Below are 16,959 nucleotides of genomic sequence, written 5' to 3' on the forward strand. Positions count from 1 at the left end.
CCGGGAAACCGGGGCGCCCTTTTCATTTGCCGTTCGTGTCGTAGGTCGGCTTGGTAATTAACCCTCCACCGCCGTCTTGTGCAGTCGTCCGTTCATCACATAGTGCGCGACGCCCATCTGCATCCCCGCCGCCTGTGCATCGTCGATGTCGCGCACCCGCCGTGCGGGGGCGCCCGCCCATAATTCGCGGTCGGGGATTTCCTTGTTCTCGGTCAGCAACGCGCCCGCGGCGAGCATCGCGTCGCTGCCGATGCGGCAGCCGTTCATCACGGTTGCTTTCAACCCGACGAATGCACGGTCGGCCAATGTGCAGCCATGCACCATCGCCATATGGCCGATGAGCACATCTTCGCCGATGATCGTCGGAAAGCCCTCGGGACGGTGCGGCATCGGGCCATCGCAGTGCACGATACTGCCGTCCTGGATGTTCGAGCGGGCGCCGACGATGATATGGCTGACATCGGCGCGCAGCACGCAATTATACCAGATGCTGACGTCGGGGCCAATCGTTACATCGCCGATGATCCGGCACCCCGGCGCGATGAAGGCGCTGGGGTGGATCGTCGGCGTCTTGCCGTTGACCGTGATTATGCTGACGTCGCTATGAGTCATTCTGCACGCTTTCCGATCAGGCTGCCCCACATGAGCACGGGCAGGGTGGAGGCATAATCGTCTGTCCAGCGTTCGAAGCCCGCGGTCGATCGAAGCGCGACCCAGGCATTATCTTCGCCGGACTTTTCGCGCGGACGCAGGCCGCCAGTCAATTGCGCCATCCGCTGCGGCGTCGCGGTCAGCGCAACCCAGTTCGATGGGGTGAGGTCGTCGATGCCTTCTTCGGGCGGCCCCGGATCGAGCCGGATCGCCGCCGTCCAGCCGCGCGCCCTGGCCTCTTCAGCCAGCACCGGTTCGAGCCCGAAGAAGCGGTTCGAGATATGGATCAGCAAAATGCCATCGGGTTTCAGCGCGCGGGCGTAAATGCCGATCGCTTCCTCGGTCAGCAGATGGAGCGGGATCGCGTCGGACGAGAAGGCGTCGATGACAAGGACGTCGAAACGCCCCGGCGGCTGCTCGGCGAGCTTGAGCCGGGCATCACCGATCACGATCGGGGCGTCGGCAGCGCAATCGGACAGGAAGGTGAATTTGGCGGGATCGCGGGCGATGTCGACCATCACGGGATCGATTTCGAAGATCGTCCATTGCTGGCCGGGTTTCCGGTAACAGGCGAGCGTCCCCGCCCCCAGCCCGACGATGCCGACCGCCGCATTCGGTCCGGCCAGCACTTCCGCCTTGTCGAGCGCCAACCCGACGCCCGATTTCGGGCCATAATAGGTTGTCGCCTCGCGCCGGTGCGCGGGATCGGTGCGTTGCAGGCCGTGGAGCGTGGTGCCGTGCGCCAGCCGCCGCTGTCCCTGGGCCGGATAATCGGTGACGGTATAGACGCCGAAATAGCTGCGCACGCGGTCGCCGGTAAAGCTGTTCTGCACGGTATTCCAGCCTCCCACCCCGATCATCAGCAGTGCGAGTACGGCGACATAGGCCCAGCGCCAGCCGATCACCAGCAACCCGATCACAAGGATGGCGAAACCCCATATCGCCACATCGCCATCGAGCCGACCCGACCATCCGCTGACCATGCGCCAGCTGGCAAAGGCGGCGATTACCACGAGCAGCCCGACAACCAGCCGCGCGGTTGTCCTCGGCAGTTTCAGCCATTTGTCCCACGGCAGCAGCGTGGGAAGCGGCAGCAGCATCGCCGCCCCGAGGGTGAGCAATGGATGTTCGTAAACCCAGTCGAACACCAGCGGTGCGAGCAACGCCGCGAACAGTCCGCCGAGCACCCCGCCCGCGGACATGATGAGGTAGAACAGCGTCAAATGCTGCGGCGCGGGGCGAAGATGGTACAGATAGCCGTGGAGCGCGGTCGCGACGACAAACAGCATCGCGAGACTGGCGAGCGCGACCATCAATGACCCGCCGCCCGAACTGAGCAGCGCCAGCGCACCGACCATCAGCAACACTGTCGGCGCGATGAAAACAAAAGCCTCGGTCAACCGGCTCATCGTCGAAAAGGCGATCACGAAGCTGAGCAGATAGAGGCCGAGCGGCAGCACCCAGAGCAGTGGCATCGCGACGATATCGGTGGTGAGGTGCGTCGTCGTCGACAGCATCAGCCCCGACGGCACCGCCGCGATGAGCAGCCAGTGAAGCTGGCGCCGCCAGGACGGGCGCGGTTCGTCGGCGACAGCGGCTTCGCCCGCCGTATCAACCGCGCGGCCATGCCAGCGCGCCGCGGCGCTCGCCGCCACCAGCAGCACGAGCAGCGCATAGCCCGCAGTCCAGCCCCAGCTTTGCGCCGCCAGCGGTAAGTTCGGTTCCACCAGCGCGGGGTAGCTGATCAACCCGGCAAAACTGCCAAGGTTGGATGCGGCGTAGAGATAATAGGGATCGCCCGCGCGCGTGTCGGCCGCGAACCAGCGCTGCATCAGCGGCGCCTGCGCCGAGACCACAAAGAATACAGGGCCGATCGACGCGAGCAGCAGCAACGGCACCCACAGCGCCTCTTGGCCAGGGCCAGGCGCCGCGATTTGCGCGATGCCGATCGGGAGCCATAAAGCGGCGGCCAGAAACAGCGCGATGTGGATCATCGCCTGCCGCTGCACCGTGAACCGGCCGAGCCAATGGGCATAGGCATAGCCCGCAAGCAGCAGTGCCTGATAGACCAGCATCGCGCTGTTCCACACCGCTGGGGCGCCGCCGAGTTTCGGCAGCACCATCCGCGCCACCATCGGCTGGACTTGAAAAAGCAGGAAACTGCCGACCAGGATGGTCAGCACAAACAGCCAGCGCCGCGGCAACGCAGTCATAAAACGCCCACCCCTTATCCGATTATTCGTTCAGCAGCCGCGCCGCGTGCAGCGCATGATAGGTCAAAACCCCCGATGCCCCGGCGCGGCGGAACGCCAGCAGGGTTTCGAGCACCAGCGCGTCGCGGTCGCCCGCGCCCGCTGCCACGGCAGCTTCAATCATCGCATATTCCCCCGACACCTGATACGCATAGACCGGCACCGCAAAATGATCCTTAACCGCGCGGACGATGTCGAGATAGGGCAGTCCCGGCTTGACCATCACGCTGTCGGCACCCTCGGCCAGATCCTGCGCGACTTCGCGCAGCGCTTCTTCGGCGTTGGCGGGGTCCATCTGATAGGTCTTCTTGTCGCCCTTGAGCAGCCCGCGCGAGCCGACCGCATCGCGGAAGGGGCCGTAAAAGGCCGACGCATATTTGGCGGCATAGCTCATGATCTGGACGTGGCAAAAGCCTTCGACCTCCAGCGCTTCGCGGATCGCACCGATGCGGCCGTCCATCATGTCGCTGGGCGCGATGATGTCGGCGCCCGCGCGCGCCTGATTGAGCGCCTGTCCGACGAGCACATCGACCGTTTCGTCGTTGAGGACATAGCCGGTCGCATCGATCAGCCCGTCCTGCCCGTGGCTGGTATAAGGATCGAGCGCGACATCGGTGAGCACTCCGATATCGTCACCGAGCGCCTGCTTGATCGCGGCGGTGGCGCGGCACATGAGATTGTCGGGATTGAGCGCCTCGCTGCCATCCTCGGTCCGGCGGTCGGCTTGCGTATAAGGAAAGAGCGCAAGGCAGGGGATGCCCGCCGCCACGGCATCGCGGGCGCGATCGACGATGCGGTCGACCGACCAGCGCGACACGCCGGGCAGGCTCGAAATTGGTTCTTCGGCGCCCGCACCGTCGCACACGAACAGCGGCCAAATAAGGTTCGAAGGCGACAGCGTCGTTTCGCGCACCATGGCGCGGCTCCAGCCGGTGCGGCGGGTACGGCGGAGGCGGAGGTCGGGAAAGGCAGCTTGGGTCATGCGGCGTGCATAGCGGGGCGCGAGCGCGGGGCAAATGGATATTGGCGGATTCAAGCAAGCCCAACTACGCTCGACACGACCGGATTTAGGGGATGCTCGCTCGAGGGAGTTATATCCCGCCCTCGGCGCGTTTCGATGCCACATCGGCGAGGCTGCCGAGCTTGGGCCCCTCGACCTGTTTCGCGGCAATCGGGGTCAGTGCCGCGCCGGGCGCGACCGCAGTCAGCGTCCGGATGCGCGCGCGGAAGTCGGCGAGCGGCTTGCCCTCGAGCAGCGCGCGGGTGACGAAAGTCACCGACGACGGGTTCACCGCGCGGCCGTTGCGATAGAGTTCGTAATGGAGGTGCGGCCCGGTCGAGAGGCCGGTCGAGCCGATATAGCCGATCACCTGGCCGCGATTGACGCGCTGGCCGGGGCGGACCGCGATGCGGCTCATATGACCATAGCCGGTGCCGAGGCCATTGCCGTGGTTGAGCTTGACGAAATTGCCGTAACCGCCGTGGCGCCCGGCGATCGACACGACACCATCGGTCACCGCATAGATCGGCGCGCCATAACCGCCGCCGAAATCGATACCGCTGTGCATGCGGCGATAGCCGAGGATCGGGTGCCGCCGCATCCCGAAGGTCGAGGTGATGCGGCCATTGGTCGGCCGCGCCATGCCGCCGCGCTGTTCGCCGACGCCGGATGCTTCGAACCATTGGGTGCGGCCATCGACATTCCATTCGAGCATCGACAGCCTGGGTTTGCCGCCGCGGACCAGCCCCGCGAAGAGCAGCTTGCCGGTTTCGCTCTCGCCGGTCTCGGCGCGGCGGTAGTCGACGATGATGTCGAACTCGTCATTGGCGCGAATGTCGCTGCCGACCGAAATCTGGCGGCCGATCACCCGCAGATAAGATTGGATCGCGGTTGCGGGGGCCCCGGCGGCACGCGCCGAGCGGTAAAGACTGTCGCCAACGCGGCCGCGGATGCGCAGCGGTGTATTGTCGACCGCGATCGGGATGCGCCGCATTACCAGCCGGTCGCCCTCGCGCTCCATTTCGATGCGCAGATCAAAGCGCGCGCGCATCGCCAGCGCGTCGACGGGGCGGGGCATCGTGCGCGCGGCGCGGCGTCCGAGAATAAGGTCAATTCGCGTTCCGGGTGCGATGTCGGCGAGCGGCACTGCGCTCGATACCTGATTCGCCAGCGCTTGCGCCTCGCCGCTGCCGACGCCCGAGCGTTCAAGCAGGCGCGCAAAGCTGTCGCCGCGGCCCAACGTCGCGGTGAGTTCGATCTGCGGGCGCTCGGGGGTCTGGGTCAGCGGACGCACTGCGTCGGTCGCCGCCATATGCCGCCCGGTGTCGCCGCCGAGCGCGAGCGGAACGATCATCTGCGCGCGCGCTTCGTTGAAATCGGCGGTGTCGAGCGCCGTGGCGCCGCCGACACTAAGCGGCTGAATTCCGGGGAAAGAAGCTATGGCGGTGCCGCAGAGCAAGGTTAATGTCGCCAGCCCGCGCCACCATTCGACCGAGCCGATATTGCCGCCAAGGTCGGAAACCAGATCGAGCTGCGCCAGCCGGTCACGCCAGCCAAGCAAGTGCAAATCGGCATCGGCGCGCCGCAGCGGGATCGCCTGCGACATCGCAAGCGCAGCCGCATTGCCGGACATCCCCGCGATGGGTTCATGACGCTGAAACAAACTGCCACCCCCGCTCGACGGACCTCCCAAAACCCGGCCGCCGAATGATATTCGACCACCTGTCTGTAAAGAAAGTTCGTTAAAGTCAATTTAATGGCGGTTTTGCTGCCATCGGCTGCGGCAAGCCGTGGTGAGGGTGGGATATTGTGCAAGCCGTACGGAAAAATGAGCCGCTGCTCCACCGTTCGACGATCGACAGTTGCGCAGCGCTCGCCGCCATGCCAGCTTGGTGCCCAAGATAATGACGTCATCCTCTTCCCAGCCGGTCAAGGCTGTCCTTGGCCCCACCAACACCGGCAAAACCCATTTGGCGGTCGAGCGTTTGACCGCCCATTCGAGCGGCATGATCGGCTTTCCGCTCCGCTTGCTGGCGCGCGAAGTTTACGACCGCGTCGTCGCGATCAAGGGGGCGCCGCAGGTCGCGCTGGTCACCGGCGAGGAACGGATCATCCCGCCCGACGCGCGCTACCTGCTCGGCACGATGGAAGCGCTGCCGATCGAGCGCGACGTCGCCTTTGTCGGGATCGACGAAGCCCAGCTGGGCGCGGACCCCGAGCGCGGCCATGTCTTCACCGACCGCCTGCTGCGCGCGCGGGGCCGCGACGAGACGATGATCCTGGGATCGGCGAGCATCCGCGGGCTGGTGAAAGCGCTGGTACCCGAAGCCGAGATTGTCACCCGGCCGCGCTTCTCGACCCTGAGCTACGCCGGGTCATCCAAACTGTCGCGCCTGCCCAAACGCTCGGCGATCGTCGCTTTCTCGGCCGAGGAGGTTTACGCAATCGCCGAAATGCTGCGCCGTTTTTCGGGCGGCGCCGCGGTGGTGATGGGGGCGCTGAGCCCCAAGACGCGCAATTCGCAGGTCGCGATGTTCGAGGCGGGCGAGGTCGACTACCTTGTCGCCACCGACGCGATCGGCATGGGGCTGAACCTCGACGTCCAGCATGTCGCCTTTGCCAGTTTGCAGAAATTCGACGGGCGACGACTCCGCCGTCTGACGATTTCCGAAATGGCGCAGATCGCCGGGCGCGCCGGGCGGCATCAGCAGGACGGCAGCTTCGGCACCGTTGGCTTGCCGCAGGGTGGTTTCACCCCCGAGGAAGTCGCGGCGATCGAGGGGCATCATTTCCCGCCGCTGCCCAGCATGTTCTGGCGCAATCCGACCCCCGGTTTCGGCTCGCTCGACCAGCTGCTGTCCGACCTGGCGCAGCCGCCGACGCAGCCGGTGCTGCGCCCCGCCCCGGAAGCGGTCGACATCGCAGTGCTCAAGCATCTGGCAGGGGACATGGAGGTGCGCGCGCTCGGCGGCGATTTCGACGCGGTCCAGCGCCTGTGGGACATTTGCGGGCTGCCCGATTTCGAGCAATTGGGCGCCGAGCATCACAGCCGGACGATTTTCAAACTGTGGCAATGGCGCACCAGCGGCGACGGAATGATCGACCCCGACTGGTTTTCGCGGCGGCTGGCGAAGCTTAACGACGTCGAGGGCGATATCGATCAGCTCGCGAGCCGCATCGCCGCTGTGCGGACCCTGTGCTTCATCGCGCAGCGCGGCGACTGGATCGCGGGCGCGGCGGGGTGGACCGAAGCGACGCAGGTGCTCGAATCGCGCCTGTCCGACGCGCTGCACGTGGCGCTGGCGCAGCGCTTCGTCGACCGGCGGCTCGCGCTGCTGCTGCGTGACGCCGGGCAGCGGCACGCCGCGCTGCCGGTGGCGGTCGGACCCGACGGGACGGTCGCGGTCGATGGCGAAGCGATCGGCACGCTCAAGGGTTTTCAGTTCAAGGTCGATCCGGTCGCCAAGGCGAGCGACCACCGGATGCTGCTCGCCGCCGCTGAAAAACATCTGCGCGCCGAGCTGGCGCGCCGCGCCACCGCGCTGGCAGAGGGCGACGACAGTGCCTTGTCGCTGATTGCCGAACCGGGCGCGGCGCCCCGACTCGCCTGGCACGGCCATCCTATTGCGACGCTCGCCAAGGGGCCGACGCTGGTCCAGCCGATGATCCAGGTCGACCCGTCGCTGCGGCGGCTCGAACCCGTCCAGGTGCAGGCGATTACCGAGCGGCTGCACCGCTTCATCGCCTCGCAACTGGCGCGTCACGCCGGCCCGCTCGCCGCGATGGGCGAGGCGGCGGGCGACCTATTCACCCCGCCGCGCGTCCGCGCGCTGCTCGCGGCGCTGACCGACAACAGCGGCATGATCGGCCGCGCTGCGGTCGAGGATCAGCTGAACGCGCTCGCCGTCGACGAGCGACCGCAGCTGCGCAAACTGGGCTTCACCATTGGCTCGCTCGACGTCTTCCATCCGACGTTGCTGAAGCCCGAGGCGGTGCGCTGGCGCGCGGCGCTGATCGCGGCGCAGCAGGGCGTGCCGGTTCCGGCGCTGCCGCCGCACGGCGCGGTGCTGCAAAAAACGGGCAGCCACACCGGACTGACAATCGCCGGATTCCGTCGCTGCGCCACCGGCTGGCTGCGCATCGACATGGCCGAAAAGCTTGCTCGGCAGGCGCATTCCGCCCGGATGCAGGCGTCGGCGCCGCCAACCGCGCCGATCGCAGGCAGCGACGATCATCATCACGACCATCCGATCGGCGCGGAAGCCGACATTGCGGCACCGCCCGGCTTTGTGATCGACCCCGCGCTCGCTACCTCGCTCGGGCTCGACGAAGAAACACGGCGCGGGCTGCTCGGCAGCTTCGGGTTCCGCAGCGTTGGCGAGCCCGCGCTGCAACGCTGGCGCTGGTTGGGGCTGCGCAAGCCCGACAAGCGCCCGCGCCGTAAACCGCCGCGCAAGAGCGCCGACAGCCCGCCGCGCGCTGTGGCGAACGGCGACGTCCGGCGGACGCCGGTCCATCAGGCCAAGGGCAAACGCGGCGCGCCGGGTAAGCCGCGGGCCGACAAACCCCGCGCCGATCCCCCGCGCGCGGATCGCTCGGCGCGGCGCAGCCCGTCGCCGAACAGCCCGTTTGCTGGTCTTGCCGCGCTGCTCGCCGAAAGCCGCAAAGACTGATGGCGAGCCCCGGCGCCGCGGGCAGCATCCGGCTCGACAAGCTGCTGTGGTTCCTGCGCTTTGCGCGCTCCCGCAGCCTGGCGCAGGCGGTGGTCGCGGCGGGGCATATCCGGCTCGACGGGCGGCGCGTTTCGCGGCCCTCGTGCGCGGTCCACGTCGGGCAGACACTGGTGCTGCCCGTCGGCGAGCGGATCGAGGTGGTGCGGCTGCTGGCGCTGCCCGTCCGCCGTGGATCGGCGAGCGAAGCGCGGGCCTGCTATCGGAATCTCGATCCCGGTTCGCCCGTCATCGGCATTTCGGCTATCAGCGGCGATGGAAAAGCTGTGCATCCAAATCGAGCGCCGGGCCCTATCCAATGAGAGTGATTCGCAACTGCTCGCTAGCCGTTGACGCACCGCCGTCCGGCGGCATAGAGGCGAGCCAAGTGAGAGATTGACGGCCCGGTTGTCGTCACCTGAGGGAGCCAGAAACCATGACCTATGTCGTCACCGATGCCTGTGTACGGTGCAAATATATGGACTGTGTCGAGGTGTGCCCCGTCGACTGTTTCTATGAGGGCGAGAATATGCTCGTCATCAACCCGAACGAATGCATCGACTGCGGCGTGTGCGAGCCGGAATGCCCCGCCGAAGCGATCCTGCCCGACACCGAAAGCGGCCTCGAAAAATGGCTGGAAGTGAACACCAAGTTCAGCGCCGAATGGCCGAACATTACGGTGAAGAAGGAAAGCCCCGCCGACGCCGACGAATATAAGGGCGTCGAAGGTAAGTTCGAGACGCTGTTTTCGCCCGAGCCTGGCACCGGCGACTGATCCCAAATCTGACAAATTAGTGGGGCGGGACTTTCCCGCCCCTTTCTTTTGCCCCCTTGAATCCCTCTCGCTTGGCGACGATGTAGGTGACCGAGGGGCCAGCCCGCCGGTTCTCGGCGCGGCGCTCCAACAGCATAAGGACGCATTCCCAATGATCGACCCGCTCGCCGCTCTTGTCCCCGTCGTCGTCGAACAGACGAGCCGCGGCGAACGCAGCTTTGACATTTTCTCACGCCTGCTGCGCGAACGGATCATCTTTGTCACCGGTGAGGTCGAGGATAATATGGCGTCGCTGATCACGGCCCAGCTGCTGTTCCTCGAATCGGAGAATCCGAAGAAGGACATTTACATGTACATCAACTCGCCGGGCGGCGTCGTGACGGCGGGCATGGCGATCCACGATACCATGCAGTACATCCGTCCCCGCGTCGGCACCGTGTGCATCGGCCAGGCCGCTTCGATGGGCAGCTTCCTGCTTGCCGCGGGCGAGCCCGGAATGCGCGTTGCGCTGACCAACGCGCGGGTCATGGTCCACCAGCCGTCGGGCGGCGCGCGCGGCATGGCGTCGGACATTGAAATCCAGGCGCGCGAAATCCTGCGCATCCGCAAGCGGATGAACGACCTCTATGTCAAATATACCGGCAAGTCGCTGAAAGACATTGAAAAGGCCATGGACCGCGACACCTTCCTTGAGGCCGACGAAGCGAAGGCATTCGGGCTGGTCGATCATGTCTATGACCGCCGCCCCGGCGCGGTCGAAGGCGATGCCGCGAAGGATCTCGGCGAAGGGCCGACGCCCTGATTGCGCTGCCGATCCCAAAGATCGTCACCCCAGACTTGATCCGGGGTCCGTTGTCACAAAGCGACGATGGATGCCGGGTCAAATCCGGCATGACGAAAGACGGGATTGGTAACCGCATTTGTTGACGCCCGCTTGGCGTCTTGATGCTAGGCGGGACATTGCCGCGATGTCACCCAATTGCCATATTGTAATTGGGTGTCTGCGGGCTAGGATAAGAACGGCACCGCCATTTCGGCGCCTGCCAAAGGAAGTAATATGACGAAATTGAGCGGCTCAGACAGCAAGAGCACCCTCTATTGCTCCTTCTGCGGCAAGTCGCAGCACGAAGTCCGCAAGCTGATTGCCGGCCCGACCGTGTTCATCTGCGACGAATGCGTCGAACTGTGCAACGACATCATCCGCGAAGAGATCAAGGGCGGGGTTGCCGCGCGCAAGGATGGCGCGGTGCCGACGCCACTGGAGATCTGCCAGCATCTCGACGCCTATGTGATCGGCCAGAACAAGGCCAAGCGGGTGCTGTCGGTCGCGGTCCACAATCATTACAAGCGCCTTGCAAACAGCGGCCGCGGTGACGAGGTCGAACTGGCGAAGTCGAACATCCTGCTGGTCGGCCCGACGGGCAGCGGCAAGACGTTGCTGGCGCAGACGCTCGCACGCTTCCTCGACGTGCCCTTCACCATGGCTGACGCGACAACGCTGACCGAGGCCGGTTACGTCGGCGAGGACGTCGAGAACATCATCCTCAAGCTGCTCCAGTCGTCCGACTATAATGTCGAGAAGGCGCAGCGTGGCATCGTTTACATCGACGAGATCGACAAGATCAGCCGCAAGGCCGAAAATCCGTCGATCACTCGCGACGTGTCGGGCGAAGGCGTGCAGCAGGCGCTGCTCAAGCTGATGGAAGGCACGACTGCGAGCGTTCCGCCGCAGGGCGGCCGCAAGCATCCGCAGCAGGAATTCCTGCAGGTCGACACGACGAACATCCTGTTCATCGCGGGCGGCGCGTTTTCGGGCCTCGAAAAGATCATCGGCGACCGCTTGCAGGGCAAGTCGATCGGTTTCGGCGCGCATGTTGCGGGACCGGACGAACGCCGCATGGGCGAAGTGCTGAAAAGCATCGAGCCCGAGGATCTGCTTAAATTCGGCCTGATCCCCGAATTCGTCGGCCGTCTGCCCGTCATCGCGACGCTCGAGGATCTCGACATCGATGCGCTGGTCAAGATTTTGGGCGAGCCCAAGAACGCGCTGGTGAAGCAGTATCGCAAGCTGTTCGATCTGGAAGAGGTCGTGCTGACCTTTACCGACGATGCGCTGGTCGCGGTCGCCAAGAAAGCCATCGAACGCAAGACCGGCGCCCGCGGGCTGCGCTCGATCGTCGAGGCGATCCTGCTCGACACGATGTTCGACCTGCCCGATCTGACCGATGTGGTCGAGATCGTCGTCGACAAGGATGTCGTCGAGGGCCGCAAGGATCCAGTCCGCGTCTATGCCGACAAGGCAAAGGAAGTGGCAGGCGACGCAGCCTGACCCCGAGTCGCGCGCGGCGCGCGCGACTCTTTAATGTTGCATTGCAGCAACAGTTGCCGAGAAAAACGCAACTCAGCCCGTGGATAAATAGCGCAGCGTTACGGAAATCCGCGCTTTTCTGATCTTTGCGTCCCACTTTTTGCGCGCGCCGCTTGCACTGTCACATTTGCTGTCACAATCGTGCCACACGCGGGCTTCAGGGGCGCTCGCAGGACTTGCGCGCCCCATTTTTGCGCGCCTGCCGAACGACATCACACCAAGGGGACATCCTGACATGAACTTCCGTCACACGCTTGCCGCCAGCTGCGCGCTGATCCCGGTCGCGCTGCTTTCCGCGCCTGCCTTTGCCCAGTCGACCGGGTCGGTCGATTTTGACGATGAAATCGTCGTAACCGGCGCGCGCGCCACCGACGTGGCCGGCATCCAGTCGCCCGACACCTCGAAAGCGAAGTCGGTTCTTGGTCAGGAAGTGATCGCTCGCCAGAACCCTGGCCAGACGATCCTCGACACGATCAATCTGGTGCCGGGTGTGAGCTTCACGAACAACGACGCCTATGGTTCGTCGGGTGGCCAGCTCACTATCCGCGGCTTTTCGGCGGACCGCATCAGCCTAACCTTCGACGGCGTGCCGCTGAATGACTCGGGTAACTATGCCATCTATTCGAACCAGCAGCTCGACCCCGAACTGATCGAACAGGTCAACGTCAACCTTGGCACCACCGACGTCGACAGCCCGACCGCCGCAGCGACGGGTTCGACCGTCAACTATCGTACTATGGTCCCAACCGAAGAATTCGGCGTCAACCTGTCGGGTTCGGCTGGCGAGTTCGAATTTTTCCGTATCTTCGGCATGGTGAATACCGGCGAATTCACGCCTTTTGGCACCCGCGCCTTTTTCGCGGCCTCGACGGCATCCAACAACAATCCGTTCAACAATTATGGCCGCGTTCGTAAGAAGCAATTCAACGGCCGCGTGTGGCAACCCCTCGGCGACAATGGCGACTTCATTTCAGTCGCCGGTCATTACAACGAAAACCGCAACAATTTCTTCGGTTCGGTGCCGCTGCGTCTCGATGCCAACCGTGTCGTCGGTTCGGGTCCGGGCAATCGCTTCCCGCTCGACAATGATGAACGCGAGTACCTGATCAACTTCCCTTGCACGGTCAGCACCGCATCGGGTCCCGGTGCACAGCTGACCAACGGCTGCGGCACCGAGTTCGACCGCCGCTACAACCCGTCGAACACGGGCAACATCCGCGGCGCGTCGAAGTTCACGCTGACCGAAGGAGTCGTCCTGACGGTTGATCCAAGCTATCAATATGTCAAAGCGAATGGCGGCGGCACGGTTAACGTTCGCGAACGGCTTCAGAATGGACTTTCGGGCTATATCGGCGGCCGTCCCTATTTCGGTATGGACCTCAATGGCGACGGCGATCTGCTGGACGAAGTCTCGATGTTGGCCCCCAGCCAGACGCAGACGCATCGTTATGGCGTGATCGCCAACCTGCGCTGGGATATCGCCGACAACCATACCGTGCGCGTCGGCTTCACCTATGACCGCGCCCGCCACCGGCAGACCGGTGAAGTCGGCCTGCTCCAGTTTAACGGCGAGCCTTTCGACGTGTTCCCAGTCAACGACCCGCAGACCGATGTCACCGGAGCCGTTCTGCAAAAACGTGATCGTCTCTCCTACGCAATTCTGTCGCAGGTATCGGGCGAATATCGCGGCGAATTCCTGGACGGCAGCCTCGTCACGACGCTCGGCATTCGCGCGCCTTTCTTCAAGCGCGACCTGAACAATTATTGCTTCACCACCAGCGACACGGGCTTCGTTGACTGCTTCGGCAAGGATGATCCGCGCAATGCCACCTATCAAGCTGCAAATCCCACCGTTCAGGGTCCGCAGCAGCGCGTGCTGAAATATGACGAAATTCTGCCGAACGTCGGCCTGCTGTACAAGATCAGCAACCAGATCTCGGTGTTCGGTAACTATTCGAAGGGTTTGCAGGTTCCGGGTACGGACGCACTGTACAACGCGTTCTTCTTCCCGGCCAATACCCCCTCGGCGCGCCCGAGCCCCGAAACGACCAACAACTTCGACCTCGGCATTCGCTATCGTTCCAGCAAGGTTCAGGCGCAGGTTTCGACCTGGTATACTCGCTATCAGGACCGTCTTGCTTCGGCTTTCGATGAAGAAACGCAGCGCACTCTGTATCGCAACCTCGGCCGGGTCGACAAATATGGCATCGACGGCAGCATCGCCTATCAGCCGATCCCCGAGCTCGCGCTCTATGTCTTCGGCTCCTATCTGGAATCGGAAATCAAGAATGACGTGCAGTCGGGCGCCAACGCGTTCCTGCCCACTGCCGGCAAGCGTGAAGGCGGTGCTCCCGCCTACACCTTCGGCGGTTCAGCGCGCGGTACGCTCGGTCCTGTTGAACTGGGTGTGACGGCCAAGCGCACGGGCGGCCGGTATCTCTATGACACCAATCTGCCCTTGGTCTTTGGCGGTTCGCAAGTCTATCCGGCCAAGACAAATGCCTACTGGCTGGTCAACTTGGACGCTCGGATGAGCCTCGAGTTCCTCGGGCTGAACGACAAGACCTTCTTCCAGGTCAACGTCTACAACCTGTTCGACGCGCTCTATGTCGGCAACTTTAACTCGTCGTTGTCGCAAGGTACGTCGGCACCGAACGCCCAGATCGGTGCGCCGCGCACGATCAGCGGTACGCTGACCGTCGGCTTCTAAGGCGCACGATCAAAAACGAAAACAGGGCGCGGGAGGTAACTCCTGCGCCCTTATTCGTGGGCGTTCGAAATATGGTGCGCCGTAGAATGCCCGCCCGCGGGTCAGCCCGCGGCGATGCGCCTTGCGGTGTCCTGGACCAACGCGATCATGTTGGGAACGCCCTGGGTGCGGTTCGATGACAGCTGGCGCGTCAGCTCAAACGGTGCCAGCGCGGCTGCAACGTTCATCGCGGCGACCTCGGAGGCGGGCCTGTCCTGCACTGCGGCCAGCACCAGTGCGACGATGCCCTTGGTGATCGCGGCGTTGCTGTCAGCGAGGAAGTGCAGGCAGCCATCGGCCTGCGGCACCGGATAGACCCAGACGCTGGCGCTGCAACCGCGGACCAGCGTCGCGTCAGTCTTGAGCGCGTCGGGCATCGACTCCAGCTCGCGCCCCAACTCGATCAGCAGGCGATAACGATCGTCGCCGTCGAGGAAGTCATATTCGTCGTGGATGTCGGTCAGGCTGCGCATGGCGGCGCAGTGGCAGATTTTGCCAATGGTTGGAAGGGGGTGGAGCCTCCCTCCTTTCGTCGCCCCCGCCTTCACGATGGCGACGGAATCTTATAGATCCACCCCAGCAGCGATCGCCTCAAGCTTGCGCAGTCGTTCTTTCAGATCGGCAATCTCGATCCGCGACCCAGCGTGGGGGACGGTGGCGTCGTGGGTGACGGCGACATGCCCTGCAGCGAGTTCTTCACGCTTGAGCTGGATCCAGTCGCGCCAGCCGCGCAGTGCGGCCAGACTCATGATGGTCAGGGCGGTCAGCGCGACGGCACTGACCATCAGGTTGGAGGCAAGGTCAGACGTAATGGTGGCCATGATGCGGCTCCTTCTTCGTCACGGTCGTCAGGAGGGCGACCGGTCGCGCAGCCGTTCGATTTCCTCATCGAGCGTCACGGCACGGTTGTGGTCGGTAGCGATGCGTTCGAGCACCTGGATGCGGTCCTTGAGCGCGCGGATTTCGGATTGCAGCGCCTTGGTCTCGGCATTGTCGGCGGGGGCAGCGAAAAACTCGTTGCCCTTGTTGTCGCGGCGGACACCATATTTGGCGCGGACGACGCTGCCGATGGTGACGATCAGGACGATGCCGATAACCATTTCAAACGGGTTCATGGGGGGATCCTTCCGTATTTTCTTATCGTTGCTTCAATTCAGTTCAGCGGAGTGTCGCGCAGTTTTTCGATCTCGTTGGCGACGTCAATTCCCTTGTCGGTAACGATCCGTTCCAGAACGCGCACCCGCTGCTCCAGTCGTTCGGTCGCTGCCGCATATTGGGCGGCCTTCTCGGCGGTCATTTCGGACTGTTTCTCGATCATCTTTTGCTGATGCTTCGACCAGAAGATGAAACCGGCGAGCAGGAAGGGGGCCAGTGGGATCAGAATCCAGATGGTATCGCCCATGACAGGTCTCCTCAGTTCGCCGGGCGCCGCAGCGCCTCGATCTCGTGGCTGAGCCGACTGCCCTCGTCGGTGACGATGCGTTCGACCACCGCGAGGCGATCTTTCACCGAACCGAGTTCGGCGCGCAGCTGGGCATTTTCCTGGCTGATCAGCTTGACGCGTTCCATCGCCTCATCGCTGCTTTTGGGATAGACCGCCTGACCCCAGGCACCGTCGAGCGGATAGCCGTTTTTGACACGGAGCCAAGTGGTGAAGACCCAGCCACCGACCGCCATGATGCCGATGATGGCGGCGACGGGAGCGAGGGCGTTGATGGTGTCGAAATTCATGATTATTCCCCTCAGCGCAGGCGGTCGATCTGGTCGGCGAGCTGCGCCGCCTGACCGTTGGTTTCGGTCGCGATGCGTTCGAGAACCGAAATTCGTTCTTCGAGACGGCTGACCTGGCCTGCCAGCTTGGCATTGTCGTCGGTCAGCAGCGCGATTTTTCGATCAGCGTCGGGGTCGGTTCGATGAACCGTACCACCCCATTCATTTTCAACCGGATAGCCGTGCTTGGCGCGGATCCAGGTGGTGAACATCCAGCCGCCGATCGACAATGCGATAATGGCGAGGACGAAACCGGTACCACCGAAATTCATCTGTCTTCTCCCTGTTGCGTGTCAGCCGCCGCTCAGCGCAGGCTTTCAATCTCGTCGGCGAGCCGACGGTTGTGGCTGGTGTAGTAGAGTTCGATGTCGGCAAGGCGGCGATCGATGTCGCGAAAGCGCGACTTGATATCGCGGGTCGATGCGGTCGGATTGCTGCGCACCCCCTGCCAGAATTTCGCTTCTTCGTTCGAGCCATAGAGCGCGAAGGGTTTCGGCGTGCCCATCCACGCGACCATCCAGTACGCGATCAGCGTCCAGGGGAAGCCTCCCATCAGCGTCAGCAGCACCGCGCCAACGCGGACCCAGAGGACGTCGACGCCGCTGTAATCGGCAATCCCGGCACATACGCCGCTCCATTTGGCGTTCTGCTTGTCGAGGTAGAATTTCGTGCGGCTGGCAGACAT

At 63.9% G+C, this 16,959-nt stretch carries 17 protein-coding genes; 6 read left to right on the forward strand and 11 right to left on the reverse strand.

Annotation, left to right across the window (positions count from 1 at the left end; all coding sequences use genetic code 11):
• Positions 1-57: 57 nt before the first annotated feature.
• From CDQ92_RS17115 to CDQ92_RS17130, 4 genes are all read right to left on the reverse strand, one after another.
• Positions 58-612, reverse strand: coding sequence for a gamma carbonic anhydrase family protein (locus CDQ92_RS17115; RefSeq protein WP_088442907.1), 555 nt, complete (start codon positions 610-612; stop codon positions 58-60).
• Positions 609-2,864, reverse strand: a complete 2,256-nt coding sequence (locus CDQ92_RS17120) for a fused MFS/spermidine synthase (protein ID WP_088442909.1) — start codon at positions 2,862-2,864, stop codon at positions 609-611. The genes CDQ92_RS17115 and CDQ92_RS17120 overlap by 4 nt, the downstream gene beginning before the upstream one ends.
• Positions 2,865-2,886: 22 nt before the next feature.
• On the reverse strand, positions 2,887-3,885 hold the full coding sequence (gene hemB, locus CDQ92_RS17125) for a porphobilinogen synthase (protein WP_088442911.1): 999 nt from the start codon (positions 3,883-3,885) through the stop codon (positions 2,887-2,889).
• Between the two features lie 109 nt (positions 3,886-3,994).
• Positions 3,995-5,509, reverse strand: coding sequence for a M23 family metallopeptidase (locus tag CDQ92_RS17130; protein ID WP_229667552.1), 1,515 nt, complete (start codon positions 5,507-5,509; stop codon positions 3,995-3,997).
• 298 nt (positions 5,510-5,807) lie between these two features.
• Between CDQ92_RS17130 and CDQ92_RS17135 the strand changes: the two genes are divergently transcribed.
• From CDQ92_RS17135 to CDQ92_RS17160, 6 genes are all read left to right on the forward strand, one after another.
• Positions 5,808-8,576, forward strand: coding sequence for a helicase-related protein (locus CDQ92_RS17135; RefSeq protein WP_088442913.1), 2,769 nt, complete (start codon positions 5,808-5,810; stop codon positions 8,574-8,576).
• On the forward strand, positions 8,576-8,935 hold the full coding sequence (locus CDQ92_RS17140) for an RNA-binding S4 domain-containing protein (protein ID WP_088442915.1): 360 nt from the start codon (positions 8,576-8,578) through the stop codon (positions 8,933-8,935). Before CDQ92_RS17135 ends, CDQ92_RS17140 begins: the two co-directional genes overlap by 1 nt.
• Positions 8,936-9,048: 113 nt before the next feature.
• On the forward strand, positions 9,049-9,387 hold the full coding sequence (fdxA, locus tag CDQ92_RS17145) for a ferredoxin FdxA (protein WP_088442917.1): 339 nt from the start codon (positions 9,049-9,051) through the stop codon (positions 9,385-9,387).
• A 151-nt stretch (positions 9,388-9,538) separates the two neighbouring features.
• Positions 9,539-10,189 carry an ATP-dependent Clp protease proteolytic subunit gene (locus tag CDQ92_RS17150; RefSeq protein WP_088442919.1) on the forward strand — a complete coding sequence of 217 codons (651 nt, stop codon included), beginning with the start codon at positions 9,539-9,541 and terminating at the stop codon, positions 10,187-10,189.
• A 255-nt stretch (positions 10,190-10,444) separates the two neighbouring features.
• Positions 10,445-11,716, forward strand: coding sequence for an ATP-dependent Clp protease ATP-binding subunit ClpX (gene clpX, locus CDQ92_RS17155; RefSeq protein WP_088442921.1), 1,272 nt, complete (start codon positions 10,445-10,447; stop codon positions 11,714-11,716).
• Between the two features lie 274 nt (positions 11,717-11,990).
• Positions 11,991-14,465, forward strand: coding sequence for a TonB-dependent receptor (locus CDQ92_RS17160; protein WP_088442923.1), 2,475 nt, complete (start codon positions 11,991-11,993; stop codon positions 14,463-14,465).
• A 101-nt stretch (positions 14,466-14,566) separates the two neighbouring features.
• Here the strand turns inward: CDQ92_RS17160 and CDQ92_RS17165 are convergent, their stop codons facing one another.
• The 7 genes from CDQ92_RS17165 to pspC form a co-directional block, all read right to left on the reverse strand.
• Entirely contained in the window at positions 14,567-14,977 is a 411-nt protein-coding gene (locus CDQ92_RS17165) for a SufE family protein (protein WP_088442925.1), read from the reverse strand.
• Positions 14,978-15,067: 90 nt separating this feature from the next.
• The gene (locus tag CDQ92_RS17170) at positions 15,068-15,325 is read right to left on the reverse strand and encodes a hypothetical protein (RefSeq protein ID WP_229667551.1); all 258 of its coding nucleotides are present in this window, start codon (positions 15,323-15,325) and stop codon (positions 15,068-15,070) included.
• A 27-nt stretch (positions 15,326-15,352) separates the two neighbouring features.
• The gene (locus CDQ92_RS17175; RefSeq protein ID WP_088442929.1) at positions 15,353-15,619 is read right to left on the reverse strand and encodes a hypothetical protein; all 267 of its coding nucleotides are present in this window, start codon (positions 15,617-15,619) and stop codon (positions 15,353-15,355) included.
• Positions 15,620-15,657: 38 nt separating this feature from the next.
• The gene (locus CDQ92_RS17180; RefSeq protein WP_088442931.1) at positions 15,658-15,906 is read right to left on the reverse strand and encodes a hypothetical protein; all 249 of its coding nucleotides are present in this window, start codon (positions 15,904-15,906) and stop codon (positions 15,658-15,660) included.
• Positions 15,907-15,917: 11 nt separating this feature from the next.
• Positions 15,918-16,235 carry a hypothetical protein gene (locus CDQ92_RS17185; RefSeq protein ID WP_088442933.1) on the reverse strand — a complete coding sequence of 106 codons (318 nt, stop codon included), beginning with the start codon at positions 16,233-16,235 and terminating at the stop codon, positions 15,918-15,920.
• A gap of 11 nt (positions 16,236-16,246) precedes the next feature.
• Positions 16,247-16,546 carry a hypothetical protein gene (locus tag CDQ92_RS17190; RefSeq protein WP_088442934.1) on the reverse strand — a complete coding sequence of 100 codons (300 nt, stop codon included), beginning with the start codon at positions 16,544-16,546 and terminating at the stop codon, positions 16,247-16,249.
• Between the two features lie 32 nt (positions 16,547-16,578).
• Positions 16,579-16,959 carry an envelope stress response membrane protein PspC gene (gene pspC / locus CDQ92_RS17195; protein ID WP_088442936.1) on the reverse strand — a complete coding sequence of 127 codons (381 nt, stop codon included), beginning with the start codon at positions 16,957-16,959 and terminating at the stop codon, positions 16,579-16,581.

It is taken from the genome of Sphingopyxis bauzanensis (assembly GCF_002205675.1).
In the GTDB taxonomy this organism is placed as follows: domain Bacteria; phylum Pseudomonadota; class Alphaproteobacteria; order Sphingomonadales; family Sphingomonadaceae; genus Sphingopyxis; species Sphingopyxis bauzanensis.